Genomic DNA, 23,492 nt, shown 5'->3' on the forward strand with positions numbered 1-23,492 from the left:
ACTCACTGCCTGAACCCCCCAGCGAAGGAACACAGCGCTACACCACTAGCCGGGACTTGACCTGGCCCCGTGCTCGGTTCGTCAGCGTTAGCGTGTTGATGTGAGCCGCAGCTACTCCCTTCCGACTGTGAAAACTCTGTTCGCCGAAGCCAACGCATGCGCTTACCCGGACTGTTCGACTGCGCTGATCTTCCGTGATAGGGGCCGCACGACCGTCGTGGCGCAGATCGCTCACATCCGCTCGGAAAGCCGACTGGGGCCGCGCTTCGACGAAGGCTTCCAGGGAGATCTGAACGGTCCGGAGAATCTCTTGCTTCTTTGCGGTCTTCACCACCCACCCGTTGACCGTCACGAGTCGCTGTACGGCGTTGGCGAACTACTTCAATGGAAGGCAGAACAAGTACGTCGTGCCGACGGCGGAACTGACGTAAGCGAGGAACAGGTCCGAGCGCTGGTAGGCCTGAGTGCGGAGGAGCGCCAAGCATTGACCATGGTGGCTCGACTCGCGCAGCGCGTCGTCTTTGTGTGTCAGGAGGCGCACGAGGCGGTGGTAGAGCTATACGCGCTAGAAGAGGCTGCGAGAGCGAGATCCGCGATGGGCTTCGGGGTCATGTACGACGTCGATGAAGACGGCACGAGAACGCGGATCAACCCGCGGAGCATCCAACTTCCTCTGGCAGAACAGCGAGAGTGGGAGGGGAAGAGGACAGAGGAACTGGATGCGCGGAACCGCAGTGTCCGTGATGCGTTGGGCGCGCTGGAGGAGGAGCTTGCTGTCTTCAGGATGATCTCGCCGAACATCTCTGGTTCTACGGCTGCGGTGCTGACTGCGACAACTGCCGTGTTGCGCACCGTGAACAGTCCGGACTCGGACAACCTCGTTGAGGCTCGTCGGGCGGTCGACGACCGGTTGGCACAGCTGTGGCGTGTGGCCAACGGTGTTGAACAATCACCGTTGCTCGCCGGCTCCGACTAGGTGGCGTTCGTTGAGGACGGGTTTGTCGCTGAACGAAGGGGTGGCAGCACGACCCAGCGGATTGCGTGGCTGACGCGGTCGACTCGCGGCGTGCTGCCTCCGGACGCTGACGATCGGTCTGTCCCATCAGGCTGACCGGTCCCAGTCAGGCCGGAGGACGAGAGCCGCCGAATCGCCCTGAGTCGGCCGCTCGTCGACGCGATGCTGCGGATGTTTGACCGCGGAGAAGCCGCGCGCGATGCCCTGCAGGACCACGTGCAACCGATGTCCGGCGGGCAGCATCGTCTCGACGAACGTGAAGTTCACCGAGGTCAGTGGCGCTCTGTCACTCCTCGGTCAAGCAAGAATCTCATATAGTCCGCGAGGGACGAGACGCCCTCTGACTTCACTGCCACACAGTGACGGTAGCGGAGCCAGGCTCGCGACTCCTGCACGAACGGGTGATAGCAGCAGGTGAGCGGTGAACGACTCGGGCAGGCAAGATCGCGGGGCTCGACTGCCCACACAGACATCTAGGTGGTGTCGCGCTGGCGCCCTCACGTTGCTGAAGGGGCGGCTCAGGTCGTGCCGGTCACCTATCGACTTCAGAGACAACCCGCTCCATTCGGGTTCTGAAATCGCGCTCGCTCCCCCGCGTGTCAGTCCTCTGAGGAAGCGCTTCGTCCCCACTACAAGTCGCCGAACGCTGCGTTTGCGCAGGTCAAGCCCACTAGTTACTCCCACTCGATGGTGCCCGGCGGCTTCGACGTGATGTCGACGGTGACCCGGTTGACGTCGGCCACCTCGTTGGTGATCCGGGTCGAGATCTTCTCGAGCACCTCGTAGGGCAGGCGCGCCCAGTCGGCGGTCATGGCATCCTCGGAGGTCACCGGCCGCAGCACGACGGGGTGCCCGTAGGTACGGCCGTCACCCTGGACGCCGACCGAGCGGACGTCGGCCAGCAGGACGACGGGCATCTGCCAGATGTCGCCGTCGAGGCCGGCGGCGGTCATCTCCTCGCGGGCGATGGCGTCGGCGTCGCGCAGCAGGTCGAGGCGCTCGCGGGTGACCTCGCCGATGATGCGGATGCCGAGGCCGGGGCCCGGGAAGGGCTGGCGCTGGACGATGACGCTGGGCAGCCCGAGCTGGGCGCCGACGGCGCGGACCTCGTCCTTGAAGAGCTCGCGCAGCGGCTCGACGAGCTCGAACTCGAGGTCCTCGGGCAGGCCGCCGACGTTGTGGTGGGACTTGATGGTCGAGGTGCCGGCGCCGTGGCCGGACTCGACGATGTCGGGGTAGAGCGTGCCCTGGACGAGGAAGCCGACCTTGGTGCCCTCGGGGGCGCCCTTGATCACCTCGAGCTCGGCGCCCTCGAAGGCGCGGATGAACTCGCGGCCGATGATCTTGCGCTTGGTCTCGGGCTCGCTGACGCCGGCGAGGGCGTCGAGGAACTGCTTCTCGGCGTCGACGATGACGAGCTTGGCGCCGGTGGCGGCGACGAAGTCGCGCTCGATCTGCTCGGTCTCGCCCTTGCGCATGAGGCCGTGGTCGACGTAGACGCAGGTAAGCCGGTCGCCGATCGCCTTCTGCACGATGGCCGCAGCGACCGCGGAGTCGACGCCGCCGGACAGGCCGCAGATGGCGCGGCCTTCGGGGCCGATCTGCTCGCGGATGCGGGCGATCTGCTCCTCGGCGATATTGCCGATGGTCCAGGTCTGGCGGCAGCCGGCGATGTCCCAGAGGAAGTGCTCGAGGATCTTCTGGCCGTGCTCGGAGTGCAGCACCTCGGGGTGCCACTGGACGCCGGCCAGGCCGCGGTCGACGTTCTCGAAGGCGGCGACCGGGGTGACCTCGGTCGAGGCGAGGACCGTGAAGCCCTCGGGGGCCGCGCTGACCGAGTCGCCGTGGGACATCCACGCGTTGTGCTCGGCGGGGATGCCGGCGAGGAGCGTGCCGGGCAGGCTGGTGGTGACGCGCGTCCGGCCGTACTCGCGGGCGCCGGTCGCCGACACGGTGCCGCCGAGGTGGGCGGCCATGAGCTGGAAGCCGTAGCACATGCCGAACACGGCAGGGCCGGCCGAGAAGATGGCCGGGTCGATCGTCGGCGCGCCCTCGGCGTAGACCGAGGAGGGACCGCCGGAGAGGATGATCGCCTTGGGGTTGCGGGCGACCATCTCGGCCACGGGCATCGTGTGCGGCACGATCTCGGAGTAGACCCGCGCCTCGCGCACCCGGCGGGCGATCAGCTGGGCGTACTGCGCCCCGAAGTCCACCACCAGGACCAGGTCGTGGTCGTGCTCGTGCTCGGGCTGGTTGTCCACGGCCGCCGTCATGGCCGAATCGTATCGAGGGCGCGCCGTACCGCCCGAACCGGCCGGGGCGGGGCAACGACCCAAAAGTTGAGAACCTTCGCCAAGTCGAACGCCTCTCGCTCGGCGCAGCGTCAACCGGTGGTTCGGGCGCGCCGAACCCGCAGCGTCTCGAGCCCGACGTAGACGGTGCCGCCGGCCGCGAGCACGAGCCCCGCGATCGCCAGCCAGACCGGCGCCGCGGTGGACGCGAGGTAGGCCGGCCGGAGCCGCGCCCACAGGACCAGTACGACGAGCATCGGCGCCCAGTACCACAGGCGCAGCAGCGGGACGGCGAGCGCCACGAGGCCGACGAAGCCGACCGCGACCGAGGCTCCGGCGAGCGTCCAGCCGACGCCGCCCAGGCCGGCCACCAGCGGCACGGACGCGAGGACGCAGCCCAGCAGTCGCAGGAGGGGCGGGCGCCAGGGCGCCGACGGGGCGAGCAGGGTCAGCTCAGGCCACCGATCGACGAGGGGGAAGCCGATCGCGATCGCACCGAGCACCGGCATCACGTGGAGCACCGTCGTCGGGTTGCCGAGCACGGGAAGCGAGAGTGGCGTGTCACCCGTGCCCAGCGCCCCCAGCATCATCAGCACTCCGACCGCCAGCGCGGCGACCAGACCCCAGGCACGAGCGACGGCGAGCGCGCGACTAGCCCAGGCCATCGGGCATCCGCAGCTGCGCGTAGGCGCAGTCCGTGAGCTGGCGGTAGGTCGTGCGCACCCACCCGTCGGCGCGCGCCGGGTCGCCGGTCAGCCAGGCCCGGTCGCGGTCCTCGGGCCGAGGCTCGAGCACCCCCGCCCGCACCTGGAGCCAGCGCCCCAGCAGGTGGCGTGCCTCGAAGGACAGGTGTGGCGGCTCGTCGCCGTAGTCCGCGGGGCACGAGGTCGGCCGGGTGAGGGCGTCGGTGGCGAGCTCGTCGGGCACCACCCGGTCCGCCCCGGACTCGCCCAGGTCGATCGACCCGGTGCCTGGAGGCTGCTCGTCGAGCGACTCCACGAAGCGCGCCGGCATCGGGATCTCGAGCGCCCGCAGCGCCGCCGCCTGCCGGTCGACCTTGGCCGCCAGGTCGGCCAGCGGCCGCGGATGCTCGGCGTAGACGCACACCTCCGGCTGCGCGCCGGCGCACGTCCACTCCGGATCGGCGCGGAGGTCGACCGTCATGTCGTCGTCGATCGCGAACCAGCTCGCCACCCACCCCAGCAGCGCCCCGCCCACGAGCACCCGTCGCGCCGCCGTCGCGAGGAACAGCCGCGGGTGGGCCAGCGCGACGACGACGACCGTGAGCGCGAGCGCCGCCGCACCGGGCACCAGCCAGCCCCGCGGGACGAACCGGAAGCCCGCCAGGTCGACGGTGGCCCCACCGTCGAGGAAGAACTCGGGAAGCGGCCCGGACTGGCTCCACAAGAAGACCAGCAGCACCAGCACCACCGCCAGCGGCGCCGTCCAGGGCCGACCGCTCGCGTAGCCGATCGCGGCACCGATCGCGGCCTGCCCCGCCAGCACGCCGCTGACCGGGAGCAGGATCCACACGTCCTCGGGATACGCAGGCACCCCCGACAGCGACGCGATCGTCGTCGCACCGGCCGTGACCACGACGAGGGCGCTCACGGCGAGCACCCAGATCGCGAGCAGGGGCTGCAGCCAGCGCAGCCAGTCGCGGCAGCTCTGCAGGATCACTTCGCTCATCGCCGAGGAGCGCAGCCGGGCATAGACCAGGCACGCCGCCCCGGCGGCCACCGGGCCGAGAAAGACGCGCGCTGAGGCCCCCGCGTCGAGCGCCATCCGCCAGGAGCCGCGCCAGTCGTTGATCCGGCCGGATGACGCCACCGCGCCGGCCGCCACGAAGACCACGAGCATGACCAGCACGCCCCGCCGCCCTCCCAGCCAGGTCGCCCACCGCCTCACGACCGGCTCCCGGCGATGGTGGCCAGGAAGGCGTGCTCGGCAGAGGCGCCCGGCCCGCCGCGTTCAGCGACGAACTGGTCGAGCCCGCCGTCGTAGAGCACCCGCCCTGCCTCGAGGACGGCGACCCGGTCGGCCATCGTGGCGACATCCTCCATCACGTGGCTGCTCAACACCGTCACTGCGGACGCGTCGAGGTCGAGCAGGATGGCGCGCAGTGCCGCCCGCTGCTCCGGATCGAGACCGGTGGTGGGCTCGTCGAGGAGGAGTACGTCGGGCTCGGTGACCAGGGCCACGGCGAGCGCCAGCCGGCGGTTCATCCCGCCGGAGAGTCGCCCGACGCGGTCGTCCCGGCGCGACCCGAGCCCGACTCGGTCGAGGATGCCGGCATTGCGCCGAGCCGCCAGCGCGGCCGGGACCCCGCGCACCCAGCTCGCGTAGGCGAGGGCGTCGGACACCCGGAGCTCACGCGGCAGGTCGAGCTGCTGGGGCATGTAGCCGATCCGCCCGATGACCGCGCCCCGCGAGCGCCGGTAGAGGTCGACGTCGTCGACCCTCACCGTGCCCGCCTCGGGCCGGCGGCAGCCGGCCAGCGTACGGAGCAGGGTGGACTTGCCGGCGCCGTTGACGCCGACGAGCCCACACACGCCGCCGGTCAGGAGGAGCTCGTCAACATCGACGACAGGGGTCGCGGTGCGGCTGTAGGTGCACCGCAGACCAGCGAGGGCAACGGTCATCGATCAGAGACTGAAGGTGAAGTAGGGCTTGCGGCTGCAGGGATCGCCGCTCCACTTCTGGTCCTCGCAGACCTTGACGTGCACCCGGCCGCGGTCGGCGCCGCGGCTCGAGTAGTCGTCGCTGTCGTACTGGTCGCGCCAGTCGCTCGAGTTGCTGCGGGCGCTCTGGTCCTTGCCGACCTCAGGGCACCACGCGGGAGACCCGCCGCCCGGACACACCTTGTAGTAGCTGTAGCTCGTCTCGGTGTAGACAGCATGGTCGTTGCCAGGCTTGCGGTCGCGCCAGTTGGTGTGGTTCTTGAGGTAGCCGTTCTTCTGGTACGCCGTCCCGTAGGCCTGCCCCCGCAGCGTGCCGCTGTCGGAGACGTTGAGCGGCTCGGAGCGGGAGTACCAGTCCTGGTCGGCGGCGAAGGCGGTCGGCGCCGTGGCGAGGACCGCGCCCGCCGCCACGGTCGAGGCGACGAAGGCGCCGAGGGCGTGCAGTCGGGTGGTCATGAGCAGGCCTCCTGAGAAGGGTCAGGCACCGGCAGAGCGCCGGGCAGACCCATCTTCGTATGGTCATACTCGATCTGTCATCGACGTTTTGCGCAGGACTTCGCTCAGGGCGAGGTCCCCGGAAAACGCACCAGGGCCCGGCCGGGGAGGGAGGGTGGCCGGGCCCTGATTGTCCACGCAACTGATGGACAGTGCCTGGACCGAGCCCGGGCTTCGGGAGGGAGCGTGAATTCCCGGGCTCGCTCAGTTCAACGACCCCGTGTGGGGTGGGTTACGCAGGGTCCGGACAACTTCGACAAAAGTTCTGGGGCGGCCCCAGGATCTCCCGGGACCGCCCCACGAGGCATCAGCTTTCGCTCAGCTCACACCCACGATGGGCAGCCGCAGCGCCGCCGGGGCGTCGTCCGGGACGACGGGCGCCTGCGGGGCGACCGGCTCGATCCGCGCGTACGACGCGCCGAGCGCCGGGCGGGAGTCCGCCTCGCCCTTGTTGGGCCAGAAGGCCATCGCCCGCTCGGCCTGGGCGGTGATCGTCAGCGACGGGTTGACGCCCAGGTTGGCCGAGATCGCCGAGCCGTCGACGATGTGCAGCCCGGGGTGCCCGAACATCCGCTGGTAGGGGTCGACCACGCCGGTCTCGGGGCTGTCGCCGATGGTGCAGCCGCCGATGAAGTGGGCGGTCAGCGGGCGGTTGAACGGCTCGCCGATGGTGCCGCCGGCGGTGCCGCCGCCCATCACCGCGGCCATCCGCCGTACGGCGTCGTTGGCGGCGGGGATCCAGGTCGGGTTGGGCTCGCCGTGGCCTTGCTTGGAGGACAGGATCCACTTGCCGGCGACCTTCTTGGGGAAGGTCGTGATCGAGTTGTCGACCGACTGCATCACCAAGGCGATGACGACCCGCTCGGACCAGTGCTTGACGTCGTAGAGGTCGCGGACCCGGCGGCGCTCCTTCCACAGCTCCTTGAGCCACACCTTCCAGCGCGGGTCGGGCCCGTCGCCGTCGGTGAGCACGGTCTGCATGAGCGACATGGCGTTGCTGCCCTTGCCGTAGCGCACCGGCTCGATGTGGGTGTGCCCGTCGGGGTGCCACGACGAGGTGATCGCGACGCCCTCGGTGTAGTCGACGTCGGCGCCCTGGGGCGCGATCGCGCCGAGGATCGACTCGGAGTTGGTCCGGGTCAGGTGGCCGAGGCGGTCCGAGACGTGGGGCAGGTCGCCCTCAGCCTTGAGCCGGTGGAGCAGCTTCTGGGTGCCGAGCGCGGCGGCGGAGAAGACGACCTGCTCGGCGGTGTAGGTCTTGGTGGCGGTGCGCCGCGAGAGCTTGGCCTTGGTCCAGCGCGTGTCGACCTGGTAGCCCCCGCCGGCCAGCGGCCGGACCCGGGTGACCGTGGTCAGCGGATGCACCTCGGCGCCGTTCTGCTCGGCGAGGTAGAGGTAGTTCTTGACCAGCGTGTTCTTGGCGTTGTGCCGGCAGCCGGTCATGCACTCGCCGCAGTCGCGACAGGTGTTGCGCTGCGGCCCGGCGCCACCGAAGTAGGGGTCCTCGACCTGGGCGCCGGCCTCCTGGCCGGGACCGCCGAAGAAGACACCGACCGGCGTGGCGTGGAAGGAGTCGCCCACCCCCATCTCGTCGGCGACCTTCTTCATCACCTCGTCCGAGGGCGTCATCCGCGGGTAGGTGACCACGCCCAGCATCCGCTTGGCCTGGTCGTAGTACGGCGCCAGCTCGTCCTTCCAGTCGGTGATGTGCGCCCACGACGGATCGGCGTAGAACGGGTCGAGCGCCTCGTAGAGCGTGTTGGCGTAGACCAGGGAGCCACCGCCGACACCTGCGCCGGCCAGGATCAGGCAGTCCTTGACCATGTCGATGCGCTGGATGCCGTAGCAGCCGGCGGACGGGGCGTAGAGGTACTTCTTGAGGTCCCAGGAGTTGTCGGCGAAGTCGTCGTCGCTGAACCGCGCGCCGGCCTCGAGGACACCGACCTTGTAGCCCTTCTCGGTCAGCCGCAGCGCGGTGACCGAGCCGCCGAAGCCGGAACCGATGACGAGGACGTCGTAGTCGAAGTCGGTCATCGGTTCACGCCCGTCCGAGCTTGTCCATGATCCGCAGCGAGGCGGACATGAACTTGGCGTAGCCCTCGTCGGACATCCCGAGCATCGGCCCGAAGCGGATCAGCCGCTGGGTGGCGACCGACTGGGTCTCGGTGTAGCGGTGGATGCCCTCGGCACCCTGGCGCCGGCCCATGCCGGACTCGCGCATGCCGCCCATCGGGGCGTCGATGCTGGCGAAGGTCGCGCCGAAGGCCTCGTTGACGTTGACCGTGCCGCACTTGATCTGGCGCGCGACCTGGCGCCCGCGCTCGGTGTCGCGGGTGTAGACCGAGCCGTTGAGGCCGTACTCGCCGTCGTTGGCCCGCGCGATCGCGTCGGCCTCGTCGTGGAAGCGGTAGATCGAGACGACCGGGCCGAAGGTCTCGTTGCCGAAGCAGGTCATCTCGGGGGTGACGCCCTCGAGGATCGTCGGCTCGAAGTAGTAGGGCGCCAGGTCGGGCCGCGCCTTGCCGCCGGCCAGCACCCGGGCGCCCTTGGCGACCGCGTCGTCGACGTGGGCGGTGACCGTCTCGAGCTGGTCGGCGGAGATGAGCGTGCCCATGTCGGCGTCCCAGTCGAGCGTGGCGCCCAGGCTCATCGCCTTGGTGCGGGCCACGAAGCGCTCGACGAAGCGGTCGTAGACCGCGTCGGCGACGAACATCCGCTCGGTCGAGACGCACAGCTGACCGGCGTTGGAGAAGCAGGCCCGCACCGCGCCCTCGGCCGCACGCTCGATGTCGGCGTCGCGCAGCACCAGGATCGGGTTCTTGCCGCCGAGCTCGAGCGAGCAGCCGATGAGCCGCTCGGCCGCCTGCTTGGCGATGATCTTGCCGGTCGCGGTGGAGCCGGTGAAGCAGATGTAGTCGGCGCGCTCGATGATCGGCGTCCCGAGCTCACGCCCCGGACCGGCCACGACCTGCCACAGGTCGCGCGGGAAGCCGGCGTCCTCGAGCAGCTGGGCGCCCAGCAGCGCGGAGAGCATGGTCTGGGCGTCGGGCTTGGTGACCACGGCGTTGCCGGCGAGCAGCGCGGGGAGGCCGTCGCACAGCGCCATGGTGAACGGGTAGTTCCACGGCGAGATGATCCCGACGACGCCCTTGGGCACCCGGTTGAGCTCGACCCGGGTGAGCACCGGGACGACGCCCGGCCGGCGCTCGGTGTCGAGGTGGCGGTGCGCCGTACGGGCGTAGTAGCGGGCGGTCAGCGCGATGTGCAGCGGCTCGTCGAAGGCGTGCTTGCGGGCCTTGCCGGACTCGAGCTGGATCAGGTCCATGATCTCGTCCTGGCGGTCGAGCACGATGTCGTGGAGCCGGTGCAGGATCCGCGAGCGCTCGTCGATCGAGACCCGCGCCCAGGCCGCCTGGGCCACCCGCGCACGCCGGAACGCCTCGGCGACGTCCTCGGTGCTCGACTGCGGGATGTTGGCCACCGGCGCCCCGTTGATCGGCGAGTGGACCTGGGTGGTCCGGCCCGTCGTCGCGAGGATCCGGTCGGTCAGCCGGGCGACGTAGTCCGGCTCGAGGGCGTACGACGCCCGGGGGTCGTGCTCGGGGTCGTGGGGGCCCTCCACGACGGGGCCGCCGGAGGCGCCGGAACCGGGGATCGCTTCGCTCATGTGACGAGCGTAGGTGAGCAGGGTCACCTACGGCTACCGATCGGTAACGGATGTGTGGCTTTACACATCTCGTCTTGATGTCAAGGGACTACATCGGGGGCGCCGCGAGGTACACCGACTTGGCCTCGGTGTACTGCGCCAGGCCCTCCGGCCCGAACTCGCGCCCCAGCCCGGAGGCCTTGAAACCGCCGAACGGCGCCGCGAAGTCCATCGTGTAGGTGTTGATGCCGTAGGTGCCGGTGCGCACCCCGCGGGCGACCTCGAGGCCGGCCTCCTGGTCCGCGGTCCACACGGTGCCGGCCAGGCCGTACTCGGAGTCGTTGGCGATCCGGATCGCGTCGGCCACGTCGTCGTAGGCGATGACCGAGAGGACCGGGCCGAAGATCTCCTCCTGGGCGATGCGCATCTTGTTGTCGACGCCGGCGAAGACGGTGGGCCGGACGTACCAGCCGCGGTCGAGACCCTCGGGACGACCCTCGCCGCCGACCAGCAGCTGGGCGCCCTCCTCCTGCCCGATCCGGATGTACGACGCCACCCGCTCCTGCTGGCGCTGCGCGACCATCGGACCGATCTCGGTCGCGGGGTCGAGCGGGTCGCCGACCTTCATGGCGCCGATCGCCGAGGCGAGGGCGGCAGCGAAGGCGTCGTGCCGCTCGCGCGAGACGAGCACCCGGGTCTGGGCGACGCAGGCCTGGCCGGAGTTCATCACGCCGAGGAACTTCAGGCCCTCGATCGCGGCGGCCTCGTCGGCGTCGTCGAGGATGATCGCGGCGGACTTGCCGCCGAGCTCGAGCGAGACCCGCTTGAGCTGCTCGCCGCAGATCGCGCCGATCTTGCGGCCCGCGGCGGTCGAGCCGGTGAAGGCGACCTTGTCGACGCCGGGGTGGCGCACGAGGTGCTCCCCCACCTCGCGGCCGCCGGCGACGATCGAGACGACACCCTCGGGGACGCCGGCCTCGACCAGGAGCTCGGCGAGCAGGTAGCCGTCGAGCGGGGTCTCCGGCGCCGGCTTCACGACCACGGTGCAGCCAGCGAGGAGCGCCGGGACGACCTTGGACAGGATCGTGAACTGCGGGACGTTCCACGGCGGGATCGCCGCGACGACGCCGACCGGCTCGTGGCGCACGACGACGTCCGCGCCGAGCACGCCGGGACGCCGCTCCTCCCACGGGAACTCCCGCGCGATGCCCAGGAACGCCTCGATCTGCATCCAGGGCGCGGGCGCCTGGGCCAGCGAGCTGAACGAGATGGGCGAGCCCATCTCGGTGGAGATGATGGTCGCCATCTCGTCCAGCTTGGCGGCGTACAGGCCGGAGAGGTTCTGCACGACCTCGATCCGCTCGGCCGGGCTCATCCGCGGCCACGGCCCCTCGTCGAACGCCCGGCGCGCGGCGGCGACCGCGGCGTCGATGTCGGCGGTCGATCCCTCGGGGACGCGGGCGACGACCTCCTCGGAGTGCGGCGAGACCACCTCCAGCACGGCGTCGGTGGCGGGCGTGGCCCAGGTGCCGCCGATGAAGAGGGCGTCGCGGTCGAGGGTCATGTCGTGCTCCTAGTCGAGGTGGTGCGGGTCGTGCGGATCAGGGGGCGAGGGTGAACCAGTCGGCGAAGCCGCTGGGGTCGTGCCGGCCGAGGGCGCCGTGCTCGAAGAGCCCCCATCCCTCCGAGCCGTCCGGTACGCCGGCCCCGGGGCCGTGCACGGTGGCCCGGCCGACGTGGTCGATCACGCCGAACATCACCCGGCCGGCGACGGCCGGGTCGTTCATGTCGTAGGTGAGGCGCTCGGTGAACGCCGGGCCCTTCCACATGCCGTGGGTCCAGTCGGAGTCGCCGCCGTAGCCACCCCCGACGTGGATCGGCACGGGCAGCTTGGAGGTCACCTCCAGCACGAGCTCCTTGCCCTCGGGCGTGGTGCACACGATGGTCGCGCCGGTCGGGACGCGGGTGCCCGAGGTGTAGCGGATCTCGACGCGCGGCCAGCCGAGCTGCTCGACCCGCCCGTCACGCCAGATCCGGGTGCAGTCGTTGAGCGTGCGGAAGCCGTCCGGGGTCTCCTGGATGATGAGGACGACGCAGAACTCCTCGAAGCGCAGCGGCACGTAGAGCCACCACATCCCCTCGAAGGCCGGGTCGGCCGGCTTGCCCGCGGGCGCGGCCTCGCCGACGGGACGGATGCCCCACGACCGGTCGCGGCTGCCGAGCCAGCGGTCGGGGGTGACCGCGATGTCGGTGCCGTCGACGCTCAGGACGCCCTCCCAGGTGCCGAGCTGGGCGAAGCGCTGCGCGTCGAGCGTCGTACCGGTGCCCTGGCGCATGACGTGCGGCAGCTCCTGGACGACGGGGAAGGAGCCCTCCCAGGTGAGATCCATCGCGATGCCCTCGGTCTCCTCGAGCACCAGGCGGAGCTTGTGGAGCGGCTCGACGACCTCGACCCGGTAGTTGCCGACCTGCTGGGCCATCCGGTCCGCGCCGCGCGGGTCGGCGGCGTCGGAGAGGTGGACGGCGGTCTGCTCGTCGCCGCGGCGCAGCAGGACGAAGGCGTCCTTGGTGCCGAGGTTCGGGTAGAAGCCGAGGCCGGTGATGAGGAAGAGGTCGCCGGTGCGGTCGTGGGCGTTGAGGTAGCAGCGGTCGTAGAAGTTGCGGTCGCTGCTGCCCGCCCACGCGACCGGGCGCGGCAGCTGGTGGATCGGGAACTCGTCGAGCGGGCCGAGGCCGTAGTACTCGCCGTGCAGGCCGTGGTCGTGGTGGGTGCTCATGCGCCGACCTCCTCGAGGAGCCGCTCCAGGAGCGGTCGGTGGTGGAAGACGGCCTCGGGGTCCTCGGGCCGCTCGATCTCGCCGAAGTGGATCTGGCGTGCGCTGGTGCGCAGGAAGACGCAGCCCCAGTTGACCGCGGCGTGCAGCAGGAACCAGGTGAGGTCACCGGTCTCGACGCCGGTCAGCTCGCGGTACGTCGCCACGACGTCGTCGGCCGCCAGGAACTCGGGCATGCCGGGCAGGCCGAGCATGGTCGCGATCTCCTGGAAGACCTGGTGGGCGAAGACCAGCCACGCGAGGTCCATCTCGCGCGGCCCCAGGGTGGCCATCTCCCAGTCGAGGACGGCGACCGGCTCGAAGTCGCGGTACATCATGTTGCCGATGCGCGAGTCGCCCCAGACGAGCACCGGATCGCCCTCCGCGACGGGCAGGTTCGCCTCGAGCCAGGCCAGACCGCGCTCGATGAGCGGGGAGCGCGGGCTCGCCTCCGCGGTGGTGATCGCGTAGTCGTACCAGGCGCGGGTCTTGGCGAGGTTGCGTGCCAGCGGGGACGCGCCCTCATGCCCGGTGACCGCGGGGTCGAGGAAGCCGAAGGTCGTCGCGGCGTCGGGGATGCCGTGCAGCCGGGCCAGGACGTCGACGGTGCTGCGCTGGAGCTGCGCCTGCTGCTCGGGCGAGGCGTCGAAGAGCCAGTTGTCGCCGAACGGGTACGGCAGCACGTCGGGCGGGACCGCGCCGTCGAGACGCTCCATCAGGAAGAACGGGGTGCCGAGCACGTCACCGGTCGGCTCGTTGAGGCCGACCGCGGGCACCGGGATGCCGGCCAGCTCGCCGGCCAGACGCATCGCGTCGTACTGATCGGTGAGGCGGTACTCGGCGAAGACCGGCAGGTCGCTCGCCGCCGGCGCCACGCGGGCGACGTACTCGCGGGTGACGCGCGCGCCGTCCTCGGTGGTGGTGATCGCGAGCAGGACCGTCTCGCTCGACATGCCGTTGGTCTGCACGCCGTCGTGGAGGGTCACCTCCGGCGCGGCGCCGTCGGGCAGCACGCCGGTCAGCCACTCCTCGAGCCGGTCGTGCACGGCACCCTGGTCGCGGCTGGAGCGCTGCAGCGTCATCTCGGCGATGTCGGCAGGCAACGGGGACTGGGTCACGGGGGTCCTCCTGGGGGTGAGCACAGCCTGTTAGAACGTGTTCTAACTTGTCAATGGCCGATTACGGTACCCTCGGTAACGAAAGAGGGGAAGGCCTTCATGGGGACCAAAATCGGCCGTCCGCGCGACCCGCGGATCGAGCAGGACGCGCTCGCCGCCGTCCGCTCCCTGCTGGCCGAGGGCGGCTACGCCGCCGTCACCGTCGCCGCGGTCGCGGCCCGCGCCGGCACCACCAAGCCCGCCCTCTACCGCCGCTGGCCCGCCCTCCCCCACCTCGTCCACGAGGCCGCCTTCCCCGGCGAGCTCGCCGGCGAGCTCCACCTCGGCGACGACCTCGCCACCGACCTGGCCGGCATCGTCCGCGGCACCCGCGACGCCCTCTGCGACCCCGTCGCCGCCGCCGCCCTGCCCGGCCTGCTCGCCGAGGTCAGCACCTGGCCCGACCTGCACGCCGCCATGATGCAGCGCTTCGCCGGCGTCTTCCGGGCCCTCGACGAACGCCTGCGTGCGGCCGTCGTTGCCGGCGAGGCCCACCCCGACGCACGGGCCGACGACCTGCTGCGGCTGATCATCGGCGCGGTGATCTCGGGGGTGCTGCTCACGCCGGGACAGCTCGACGACGCGTGGGTGGAGCGGCTGACCGCGACCTTGGGGCGGAGCCTGCGGCCCTAGGGCATGTCTCTCAAGTCCGCGCCGTCGCGAGCGGCGTTTGCGGCCGAGCTGGCAAGGCGGAGCAGCGAAGGCGGGCCGACGGCGGGGCCGATAGTGGGTCGAGTCTGCGACAACGCCGCCAGATCGAGTCGCAAACGCCGCGCAGCAGGCGCGGACTTGAGAGACATGACCTAGGCGCGGACCGGCTCCCTGCGGAAGGTGCGCCCGGCCAGGCCGAGCAGGACGACGCCGAACACGATGTCGCCGCCCACGACCATGATCAGGTCGGCCTCGCTCACGATGCCGCCGTCCCGGTGCCGGGGATGGGTGAGGAAGAACGGGCAGAGGGCCACGACGGCGACGGCGATGGCGAGGCGCCGATGCACGAACCACACTCCGGCGACGACCGCGCCCAGGACGATGCCGAGAGCGAGCCCCCATCCGAGCACGCCCGCCCAGCGGTCCCCCAGTAGGTCGCGCGTCGCGCCGATCCGCGGGACGTCGATCACCGCGATGGTGAGCGGGAGGGCGCCGATCATGAGCGCCCGGAACCGCGGGTGCGCGTCGACGAAACGCTGGAGGCGCCCCGTCACCCGCGGATCTCCGCGAGCGCCGCGCCCTCCTCGTCCCCCAGCCGGACGAGCGCCGTGCTGTCGGGGGCATAGACCGCCGAGCCGCCGATGAACGTGTGCGGCCCGCACCGCCCGGTCAGTCCGGCGACGACGACGTGGAGGCCGTGGTCGAGGGCGCGGGCGGCGTAGGTGACGTCGAGGCGGCGGGCGCCGCCGGGGAAGTAGGCGACCGAGGCGAGGTAGACGCTCGCGCCGGCCGCGGCAGCGATGGCGGCGTGCTCGGGGACGCTGCCGTCCCTGCAGATCGACAGACCGAGGACCACTCCATCGACAGTCAGGGTGGCGGGGCGGTCGCCGGGGACGAACCAGTCGGGCTCGGCGCCGTCCAGGTGCTGCTTGTCGTACGGCGCCGAGGTGGTGCCGTCCGGCTCGACCACCACCGCGCTGACCGTACGACGACCCGCGCCGCGCGCGAGGGCCGCCGACGCGACGACGGTGGTCCCGGTGGCGGCGGCCGCCGCCCGCAGCGGGTCGAGTGCGGGTCCCTGGAGGGTGGTCGCGGTGGGGAGGTCGGCGGCGAAGGCCGCGGCGTCGTACCCGGTGAGGAAGGCCTCGGGGAGGACGGCGACGCGGGCCTCGGCCTGGCGGACCAGGCGGGCGGCGGTGGCGACGTTGTGGGCGAGGTCGCCCGAGCGGGCCTCGGCCTGGAGCGCGGCGACGATCACCTGGTCGGCGCGGTCAGTGGGCGACGACCTCGACGCGCTGGAACTCCTTGAGCTCGGTGTAGCCGGTGGTGGCCATCGAGCGCTTGAGCGCCCCGACGAGGTTCATGGTGCCGTCGGCGACGCGGGAGGGACCGAAGAGGATCTCCTCGATGGTGCCGACCTGGTCGAACTGCACGCGCTGGCCGCGCGGGAGGTCCGCGTGGTGCGCCTCGGCGCCCCAGTGGAAGCCGCGGCCGGGGGCGTCGGTGGCGCGCGCGAACGGCGAGCCGACCATCACCGCGTCGGCGCCGCAGGCGATGGCCTTGGCCAGGTCGCCGGAGGTGCCGATGGAGCCGTCGGCGATGACGTGGACGTAGCGGCCGCCCGACTCGTCGAGGTAGTCGCGGCGGGCGGCGGCGACGTCGGCCACCGCGCTGGCCATCGGGACCGCGACGCCGAGGACGGTGCGGGTGGTGTGGGCCGCGCCGCCGCCGAAGCCGACCAGGACGCCGGCCGCGCCGGTGCGCATGAGGTGCAGGGCGGCCTGGTGGGTCGCGCAGCCGCCGACGATGACCGGGACGTCGAGCTCGTAGATGAACTCCTTGAGGTTGAGCGGCTCGGCCTGGCTCGAGACGTGCTCGGCGGAGACCGTCGTCCCGCGGATGACGAAGAGGTCGACGCCGGCGTCGGTGACGGCCTTGGCGAACTCCTTGGTCCGCTGCGGCGAGAGCGAGGCCGCGACGGTCACGCCCGCGTCGCGCATCTCGCGCAGCCGCTCGGCGATGAGCTCGGCCTTGATCGGCTCGGTGTAGATCTCCTGGAGCCGGCGGGTCGCCTCGACGCCCTGGAGCCCGGCGACCTCCTCGAGCAGCGGCTCGGGGTCGGCGAAGCGGGTCCAGAGGCCCTCGAGGTTGAGCACGCCGAGGCCGCCGTAGCGACCGAACTCGACGGCCGTCTTGGGCGACATCACCGAGTCCATCGGGGCGGCCAGGATCGGCAGCGAGAAGCGGTAGGCGTCGATCTGCCAGTCGACGCTGACCTCCTCGGGATCGCGCGTGCGCCGGGAGGGCACGATCGCGATGTCGTCGAAGGAGTACGCGCGGCGGGCCCGCTTGGCGCGGCCGATCTCGATGTCGCTCACCGGAGAAGGTTACCGAGCCGCGCGGCCGGGGCAGGAAGGCAGGCGTGTCGTTGCGCCTGCTGCCCGCCCTCGCCGTCCTCGCGGCGGTCTCCCCCGCCCTCGTCGCGTGCACCGGCGACGAGCCCGCCGAGCGCACCACCGAGCACACCACCGAGCGCCGTACGACGGGCACGCTCGACACCGGCTGCGCCCGGGCGCCGGGCGAGGTGACGCACTCCCCCGTCTCCGACGTCGTCCGCGTCGACGGGGTGCTCTACGGCGTCACCCCGCAGGGCGTCGACCGGATGCAGGGCTCCGAGCGCTCCCTGGCCTACGCCAGCGACGACCTCGGCCTCGACCTGCTGACCGCGGTCGACGGCGACCTCGTCCTCGCCAGCGACGAGCGGATCGCCCGGATCACCGTCGGCGGCGATGTCGTCTGGGAGCGGCCGGCCGCCGGGGACGGCTCCGCGCCGGTCCTGCTCGCCCCGGAGCCGGTGGTGGTCGTCGGCGGCGAGCGCATCGACCTGGGCACCGGCGAGAGCGCCGCCGCGGGTGCCGCGGTCCCCGACGCCGAGCACGAGCTGTCCCGCGACGGCGAGGACTACTTCCTGGCCGACCACAGCGACGCCGCCCGCGCCTACCTCAGCGACGGCGGGCACGTCCTCGTCACCGACGCCGCGCAGGGCACGCTCGGGGAGCTCGACGGCGCCGTCGCGGTCTGCGGGGACCGGGTCTACGGGCTCTCCACCGACGGCGCGACGCTCACGACGTACGAGGCCGGCGAGGGCCTCGCGGTGGTCTCCACGGTCACACTGCCCGCGGACGCGCGGGCACTCTCGCCGGACTGGTCGACGCTCAGCACCACGGGCGGCGCGGTGCTCGTCGACGTCCAGGGCGAGACCTGGGTGGTCAGCGACTGAGGTCGAGGTACATCACGTGCAGCCCGGCGAACGACCCGTCGGGACGGCGGAAGGCGCCGGGCACGGTGCCGATCACCTCGAAGCCGAGGCTGCGCCACAGCACCACGGCGACCGTGTTGGTGGACACGACCGCGTTGAACTGGATCCCCGCGAAGCCCTCGGCCCGGTGCCAGGCGAGGACGTGCTCGCCGAGCGCCCGGCCGACGCCGTGGCCGCGGGCGGCGGTGCCGACCATGAACGACGCGGTGCCGATGTGGCTGCCCTGGGCGGGCCGGTTGGGGCCCATCTTGGCGGTGCCGACGACGACGCCGTCGACCTCGGCGACCGCGACCGCACCGGGCTGGTCCAGCCAGAACGAGCGCGCGGCGGCGTCGTCCAGCGGGGGCATCGCGTAGGTCTCACCGGCGGTGAGGACCTCGTCGATGATGGCCGCGACGGCCGGCCAGTCGTCGGCGACGAAGGGCCGGATCGTCACGCTCACGAGTGGTGGTAGTTCGGCGCCTCGACGGTCATCTCGATGTCGTGCGGGTGGCTCTCCTTGAGCGAGGCCGAGGTGATCCGGATGAACTGGCCCTTCTCGCGCAGCTCGGCGATCGACTGGGCCCCGACGTAGAACATCGACTGGGACAGGCCGCCCAGGAGCTGGTGCGCGACGCCGGCCAGCGGGCCCTTGTAGGCGACGCGCCCCTCGATGCCCTCGGGGACGATCTTGTCGTCGCTGGTGACCTCGGCCTGGAAGTAGCGGTCCTTGGAGTAGGACTTCTTGCCGCGCGAGGACATCGCGCCGAGCGAGCCCATGCCGCGGTAGGACTTGTACTGCTTGCCCTGGTGGAAGACGACCTCGCCGGGCGACTCCTCGCAACCGGCGAGCATCGAGCCGATCATGACCGACTCGGCGCCGGCGACGATGGCCTTGGCGATGTCGCCGGACTGCTGGAGACCACCGTCGGCGATGACCGGTACGCCGGCCGGGCCGGCCGCGAGGGCCGCCTCGTAGACCGCGGTGACCTGGGGGACGCCGCAGCCGGTGACGACGCGGGTGGTGCAGATCGAGCCGGGGCCGAAGCCGACCTTGACCGCGTCGGCGCCGGCGTCGACGAAGGCCTGGGCGCCGGCCCGGGTGGCGACATTGCCGCCGATGACCTGGACGTGCTTGGTGGCCGGGTCGGACTTGAGCCGGCGGACCATGTCGAGCAGGAGGGTGACGTGGCCGTGGGCCGTGTCGGCGACGAGGACGTCGACGCCGGCCTCGATCAGGCCGGTGGCCCGCTCCCAGGCGTCACCGAAGTAGCCGATCGCCGCGCCGACCATGAGCCGGCCGTCGCCGTCCTTGGAGGCGAGGGGGAACTGCTCGGACTTCACGAAGTCCTTGACCGTGATGAGGCCGCCCAGGCGGCCCTCGGCGTCGACGAGCGGCAGCCGCTCGCGCTTGTGGCGGCGCAGCAGGGCGGTCGCGTCGTCACGGCTGATGCCGACGTCGCCGGTGAACAGCGGCATCGGGGTCATCACCTCGTCGACCTTGGTGGTGGCCCACTCCGCGACGGGGGTGAACCGCAGGTCGCGGTTGGTGCAGATGCCGAGCAGCCGGTTGTCGGCGTCGACGACGGGGAGACCGGAGACGCGGTACTCGCCGCAGATCCGGTCGAGCTCCTCGAGCGTCGCGTCGGGGCCGATGGTGACCGGGTTGGAGATGATCCCGGTCTGGGTCCGCTTGACGAGGTCGACCTGGTAGGCCTGCTCCTCGGCGGAGAGGTTGCGGTGCAGGATGCCGATGCCGCCCTGGCGGGCCATCGCGATCGCCATCCGCGACTCGGTCACGGTGTCCATCGCGGCACTGATCAGGGGCGCCTTGATCGAGATCTCGCGGGTCAACCGCGAGGTGGTGTCGATGTCGTCCGGCGCCAGGTCGGAATGACCCGGGAGCAGGAGGACGTCGTCATAGGTGAGACCAAGGGCTGCGAACTTGTCCGGAACCTCCACCCGCCCCATTCTACGGGCGACGGGCCAGGACGAAGCATCCGCGTCGACGGCTGCCTCGCCCTGGCCCCGCACACCCCCTAGCGGCGTACGACGAGGCGCACGTAGCCGCTCGCCGACGGCAGCTGCACGGCACTGCCGAGCAGCTCGACCCGCAGGTGGTGGACACCGCGCTTCAGCCGAGGCAGGCGCACCACGACCTTGCCCGAGGCGTCCTTGCGCAGCGTCGCCACGGCGATCACCTTGCCGCGCTCGCGGACGACGACCTGGCCGGTCGCGGGCACTCCGTGCGCACCGGGGATCCGGGCGGTGACCCGGACGACGGCGCGCGCGGACGGGCGGACCTGCTTCTTGGCCAGGCGGGCGGTGACGACGGGCCGGACCCGGGTCACCGTGAGGGTCGTGGCCGCGCTGGAGGCGAGCACGCCGTCGGCGCCGTCGTACCGGGCGGCGACCTGCAGGCTGCCCGGACGCAGGTTCGCGGGCAGGCTCACCCGCGCGGTGCCGGCGGCCAGCGTGGCGCCGACCTGGCGGCCACCCACGGTGAGCGTGACCCGGCCGGCGACCGGGGCGCCGTCCGCGTCGGCCACCCGGACCGTGGCCACCGGGGCCCGGCCGTAGGCGACCTTGGCACTGGCCAGCGCGACCGTCGTGGTGGTGGCGACGTCGACCGGCTCGGTGATCTCGGCACCGAGCTCCCCGTCCAGGGTGATCGGGTCGAGCTCGGCCCCGGCGGCGTAGAAGCCGGCGAAGGCGGCGGCACCGGACGCGGTCAGCGTCGCCGGCAGCGCCCGGGCGGTGACCCGGTCCTTGCCCGTGGCCCAGTCCCGTGCGTCGAACGCGGCGAGCTCGACGGCCGGGTAGCTCACGACCTGGTGGGTCGTCTCGTCCTTGGACTCGACGTCGGCGACGAGGACACCGTGGTCACCGTCGACGCGCAGCACCGGGTCGCTGATCCGCAGCGCGAGGCACGGCGAGTGCTCCACGGCGCAGGTCGGCGGGCCGTCGTGACCGGTGAACCGCACGGTGCCGCCCATCCGGACCTCGGCGGTGCCCGCGGCGGGGTCGCTCCAGCCGCCCGTCACCGGGAAGGCGAAGGTGCCGTCGGGGTTCTGCGTGACGCCACCGTCGAGGGTCACCGTGCCGTGCGCGATCGGGCCGGCGAGGTAGTCGCGGAACGACTTCTTGACGCCCCAGGTCAGGGTGCCGCCGTCGATCGCGCGCTTGACCGTCGAGGGCTCGGCGACGTCGAGCGTCGCGACCCGCGTGTACGTCGTGCCGAGCGCGTTGGTGAGCTTGGCCCGGACCTTGAGCCCCGCCTGGTCCGCGGTGGTGTCGCGGAGGGTGAGGAAGCCGCCGTCGATGACGACGCTCTCGTCGTCGGCACCGATCGACTGCCACAGGCCGCCGATCCGGCGCTGCCAGGTGATCGTCGGGTACGGGTTGCCCGCGGGCATCACCTTGAACTGCGCGTCGTCACCGGGCACGGTCGCGATGTCGTCCGGCTGGGCCGCGACCCGCGGGAAGAACTCCACCTTCAGCGTCGCCGTGAGCGAGGTCGCGGTGGCGTGCTCGTTGGTCGCGAGCACCCGGAACTGGCGGCCGTTGTCGTCGCTGGTCGCGGGCCAGGTCAGGCTCGACCCGGTCGCGCCGGGGACGTCGGCGAACTTGCCGGTGCTGCTGAGGCGGGTCTGCCAGCGCAGGCTGTCGGCGTCGGTGTACTCGGTGCTCAGGGTGACGTCCTTGCGCACGACGCCCTCGTCGAGCTGCACGGTCGTGTCGGCCGGCGAGCTGGTCGCGGTCGGCGCGACGCCGGTCGGCTTGAACCGCAGCACCCGGCGGTCGTCGTCGGTGGTGCTGGCGACGAAGACGGTCTGGTCGGTGCCGATGTCGCCGCCGAGGTTGTTGAAGAACGAGCCGGAGCCGAGGTTGGGCACGTTGATGTCGGCCCAGCCGTCGCCCTTCCACACCCGCACCCGGCGACCCGAGAAGTCGAGCATGATCGCGGTGTTGGTGACGTGCTCCTTGCGGTCGGCGAGGAACGAGCCCACGCTCGCGCGCAGCCACGGCCCGGACGCCCGGTAGGCACCGTCGATGGCGGCGATGCGGATCTTGCTGCCCGAGTACGCCGACAGCCACACCCCGGTGGTGTCGCGGAACGCCATCGTCGGCTGGTCGAACTGGCCGGGCTGCTTCGAGGTGTCGTCGGCCACGCCGGGGATCGCCGTCGCCAGGAGCGTCTTGTCGGAGGCGATCAGGCGGACGTAGCGGGCACCCCTGCTCGCGCTCGCGGCCGTGGTGACCACCGCGGTGGCGCTGAGCCCGGCGACGGACTCGCGGTCGCCGAAGGCCAGGCCGGTGTAGGGCGTCACCGTGTAGCCGGTGGGCTCGGCGGCGCTGTGGGCGAGGACGGCGAGGCCGCTGGAACCGAGCACGAGGATGCGGTCGCGCGGTGCGTCGTAGCTGATCTCGAAGACCGTGCCGACGGCCGTGGCGACGGTGACGGGCGTGTAGCCGTCCTGCGCGTCGTACCGGTAGCCGACGAGGCCGGTGCCCTGCGCCATGAGCACGACGCCGTTGCCGGGGTCGAGCACCATGCCCGGGTAGGCCTGGTTCGCGGCCGGCACCGGAGCGGTGGGCAGCGGCGCGAGGGTCGTGTAGTCGTAGGCCTGCAGCACCGCGGTGCCGGCACCGGCGGGCACGTGCTGGACGTGGAGGACGCCGCGGGCGGTGTCGGCGACCACGTTGGAGACGCTCGCGACCCCCTCGATGGCGCCGTCGGGCTCGTACATCGGAGCACCGGAGGCGACGATGTTCTCGGCCGTGTAGACCGGGACGCCGCCGGGGCCGGCGTAGTCGATGTCGATCGTGTCCATCGAGCTGCCGGCCTGGTAGAAGCCGGCGAAGGCGGGCGCGGTCTCCTCGGTGAGCACCGACGGCAGGTCGGTCCACACGGTGCGGCCGCCGGAGATCTGCGGGGCCTTGCCCTCGAACGGGATGTCGACGACCGGGACGTGGCCGAAGTCGACCAGCTCACCGGTCAGGGCCCGCGAGGTCACGTCGGCGAGGATCGCCGGCCGCTCACCCTCGAGGACCAGCTCGAGGTTGCGGAACGTCATGTCGAGCGCACCCTCGTGGGCCTCGAAGTGCACGCTGCCGACGAGGTCGAGCTGGAGGCGCTTGCTGTCCGGGTCGTAGCTGCCGCCGGAGACGTCGAACTCGAACTCGCCGGCGCTGTTGGTGCGCAGCCCGTCACCGACGGTGATCCCGCCGGTGCCGATGTAGTGGCGGAACGAGGCGCGCACGCCCCACACGACGGTGCCCTGCTCGATCGCCACGGGTGCCGCAGCAGGTGCCGCGGCGGTGGCGCGGCCCGGAGCGGCGACGAACGCCGGCAGCAGCAGCGCGAGCGCGAGGAGCAGGAGGAGGGGTGGGCGCGCCAGGGCACGCCACCGGGACGACGACGAGGTCACCGGAGGTCCTTTC

General features: G+C 71.8%; 20 protein-coding genes. 3 read left to right on the top strand and 17 right to left on the bottom strand.

Annotation, left to right across the window (positions count from 1 at the left end; all coding sequences use genetic code 11):
* The first annotated feature begins 100 nt into the window (after window positions 1–100).
* Entirely contained in the window at window positions 101–976 is an 876-nt protein-coding gene (locus CCO04_RS05245) for an HNH endonuclease (protein WP_215813076.1), read from the top strand.
* A 126-nt stretch (window positions 977–1,102) separates the two neighbouring features.
* Here CCO04_RS05245 and CCO04_RS05250 read toward each other — a convergent pair whose 3' ends face one another.
* The 11 genes from CCO04_RS05250 to CCO04_RS05300 form a co-directional block, all read right to left on the bottom strand.
* Window positions 1,103–1,282 carry a hypothetical protein gene (locus CCO04_RS05250; protein WP_215813077.1) on the bottom strand — a complete coding sequence of 60 codons (180 nt, stop codon included), beginning with the start codon at window positions 1,280–1,282 and terminating at the stop codon, window positions 1,103–1,105.
* Between the two features lie 407 nt (window positions 1,283–1,689).
* Entirely contained in the window at window positions 1,690–3,288 is a 1,599-nt protein-coding gene (gene guaA / locus CCO04_RS05255; protein WP_215813078.1) for a glutamine-hydrolyzing GMP synthase, read from the bottom strand.
* Window positions 3,289–3,398: 110 nt separating this feature from the next.
* The gene (locus CCO04_RS05260; RefSeq protein ID WP_215813079.1) at window positions 3,399–3,971 is read right to left on the bottom strand and encodes a hypothetical protein; all 573 of its coding nucleotides are present in this window, start codon (window positions 3,969–3,971) and stop codon (window positions 3,399–3,401) included.
* Entirely contained in the window at window positions 3,958–5,175 is a 1,218-nt protein-coding gene (locus CCO04_RS05265; protein WP_215813080.1) for a hypothetical protein, read from the bottom strand. The genes CCO04_RS05260 and CCO04_RS05265 overlap by 14 nt, the downstream gene beginning before the upstream one ends.
* Window positions 5,176–5,210: 35 nt before the next feature.
* Window positions 5,211–5,948, bottom strand: coding sequence for an ABC transporter ATP-binding protein (locus tag CCO04_RS05270; protein WP_215813081.1), 738 nt, complete (start codon window positions 5,946–5,948; stop codon window positions 5,211–5,213).
* Between the two features lie 3 nt (window positions 5,949–5,951).
* Window positions 5,952–6,443, bottom strand: a complete 492-nt coding sequence (locus CCO04_RS05275) for a hypothetical protein (protein ID WP_215813082.1) — start codon at window positions 6,441–6,443, stop codon at window positions 5,952–5,954.
* 357 nt (window positions 6,444–6,800) lie between these two features.
* Window positions 6,801–8,516, bottom strand: coding sequence for a GMC oxidoreductase (locus tag CCO04_RS05280; protein ID WP_215813083.1), 1,716 nt, complete (start codon window positions 8,514–8,516; stop codon window positions 6,801–6,803).
* Between the two features lie 4 nt (window positions 8,517–8,520).
* Complete coding sequence (locus CCO04_RS05285) at window positions 8,521–10,149, bottom strand: succinic semialdehyde dehydrogenase (RefSeq protein WP_215813084.1); 1,629 nt, start codon at window positions 10,147–10,149, stop codon at window positions 8,521–8,523.
* Window positions 10,150–10,237: 88 nt separating this feature from the next.
* On the bottom strand, window positions 10,238–11,692 hold the full coding sequence (locus CCO04_RS05290) for an aldehyde dehydrogenase (RefSeq protein ID WP_215813085.1): 1,455 nt from the start codon (window positions 11,690–11,692) through the stop codon (window positions 10,238–10,240).
* A 37-nt stretch (window positions 11,693–11,729) separates the two neighbouring features.
* The gene (locus CCO04_RS05295; protein ID WP_215813086.1) at window positions 11,730–12,905 is read right to left on the bottom strand and encodes a hypothetical protein; all 1,176 of its coding nucleotides are present in this window, start codon (window positions 12,903–12,905) and stop codon (window positions 11,730–11,732) included.
* A complete protein-coding gene (locus CCO04_RS05300; RefSeq protein ID WP_215813087.1) occupies window positions 12,902–14,059 on the bottom strand; it encodes a phosphotransferase family protein in 1,158 nt (385 codons plus the stop codon). The genes CCO04_RS05295 and CCO04_RS05300 overlap by 4 nt, the downstream gene beginning before the upstream one ends.
* Window positions 14,060–14,158: 99 nt before the next feature.
* On the opposite strand from CCO04_RS05300, the gene CCO04_RS05305 reads away from it, so the two are divergent.
* The gene (locus tag CCO04_RS05305; protein ID WP_215813088.1) at window positions 14,159–14,731 is read left to right on the top strand and encodes a TetR-like C-terminal domain-containing protein; all 573 of its coding nucleotides are present in this window, start codon (window positions 14,159–14,161) and stop codon (window positions 14,729–14,731) included.
* 170 nt (window positions 14,732–14,901) lie between these two features.
* On the opposite strand, the gene CCO04_RS05310 is transcribed toward CCO04_RS05305, so the two are convergent.
* The 3 genes from CCO04_RS05310 to CCO04_RS05320 are packed head-to-tail and all read right to left on the bottom strand — an operon-like array spanning window position 14,902 to window position 17,127.
* On the bottom strand, window positions 14,902–15,303 hold the full coding sequence (locus tag CCO04_RS05310; protein ID WP_215813089.1) for a hypothetical protein: 402 nt from the start codon (window positions 15,301–15,303) through the stop codon (window positions 14,902–14,904).
* Window positions 15,300–16,007 (bottom strand): carbon-nitrogen hydrolase family protein, encoded by a 708-nt coding sequence (locus tag CCO04_RS05315; RefSeq protein WP_215813090.1) that lies wholly within the window; start codon window positions 16,005–16,007, stop codon window positions 15,300–15,302. Before CCO04_RS05315 ends, CCO04_RS05310 begins: the two co-directional genes overlap by 4 nt.
* A 13-nt stretch (window positions 16,008–16,020) precedes the next feature.
* The gene (locus CCO04_RS05320; protein WP_215813091.1) at window positions 16,021–17,127 is read right to left on the bottom strand and encodes a GuaB3 family IMP dehydrogenase-related protein; all 1,107 of its coding nucleotides are present in this window, start codon (window positions 17,125–17,127) and stop codon (window positions 16,021–16,023) included.
* A 44-nt stretch (window positions 17,128–17,171) separates the two neighbouring features.
* Between CCO04_RS05320 and CCO04_RS05325 the strand changes: the two genes are divergently transcribed.
* Window positions 17,172–18,029: a hypothetical protein gene (locus tag CCO04_RS05325; RefSeq protein WP_215813092.1), complete on the top strand. Its 858-nt coding sequence runs from the start codon at window positions 17,172–17,174 to the stop codon at window positions 18,027–18,029.
* Here the strand turns inward: CCO04_RS05325 and CCO04_RS05330 are convergent.
* The 3 genes from CCO04_RS05330 to CCO04_RS05340 form a co-directional block, all read right to left on the bottom strand.
* Complete coding sequence (locus tag CCO04_RS05330; protein ID WP_308281135.1) at window positions 18,019–18,504, bottom strand: GNAT family N-acetyltransferase; 486 nt, start codon at window positions 18,502–18,504, stop codon at window positions 18,019–18,021. The two genes, CCO04_RS05325 and CCO04_RS05330, sit on opposite strands and share 11 nt — an antisense overlap.
* A gap of 2 nt (window positions 18,505–18,506) precedes the next feature.
* The gene (gene guaB, locus CCO04_RS05335) at window positions 18,507–20,009 is read right to left on the bottom strand and encodes an IMP dehydrogenase (protein ID WP_374196962.1); all 1,503 of its coding nucleotides are present in this window, start codon (window positions 20,007–20,009) and stop codon (window positions 18,507–18,509) included.
* Window positions 20,010–20,086: 77 nt separating this feature from the next.
* Window positions 20,087–23,479 carry an HtaA domain-containing protein gene (locus tag CCO04_RS05340; protein ID WP_215813094.1) on the bottom strand — a complete coding sequence of 1,131 codons (3,393 nt, stop codon included), beginning with the start codon at window positions 23,477–23,479 and terminating at the stop codon, window positions 20,087–20,089.
* Window positions 23,480–23,492 lie beyond the last annotated feature (13 nt).

The organism is Pimelobacter sp. 30-1 (assembly GCF_018831735.1).
Lineage (GTDB): Bacteria > Actinomycetota > Actinomycetes > Propionibacteriales > Nocardioidaceae > Nocardioides.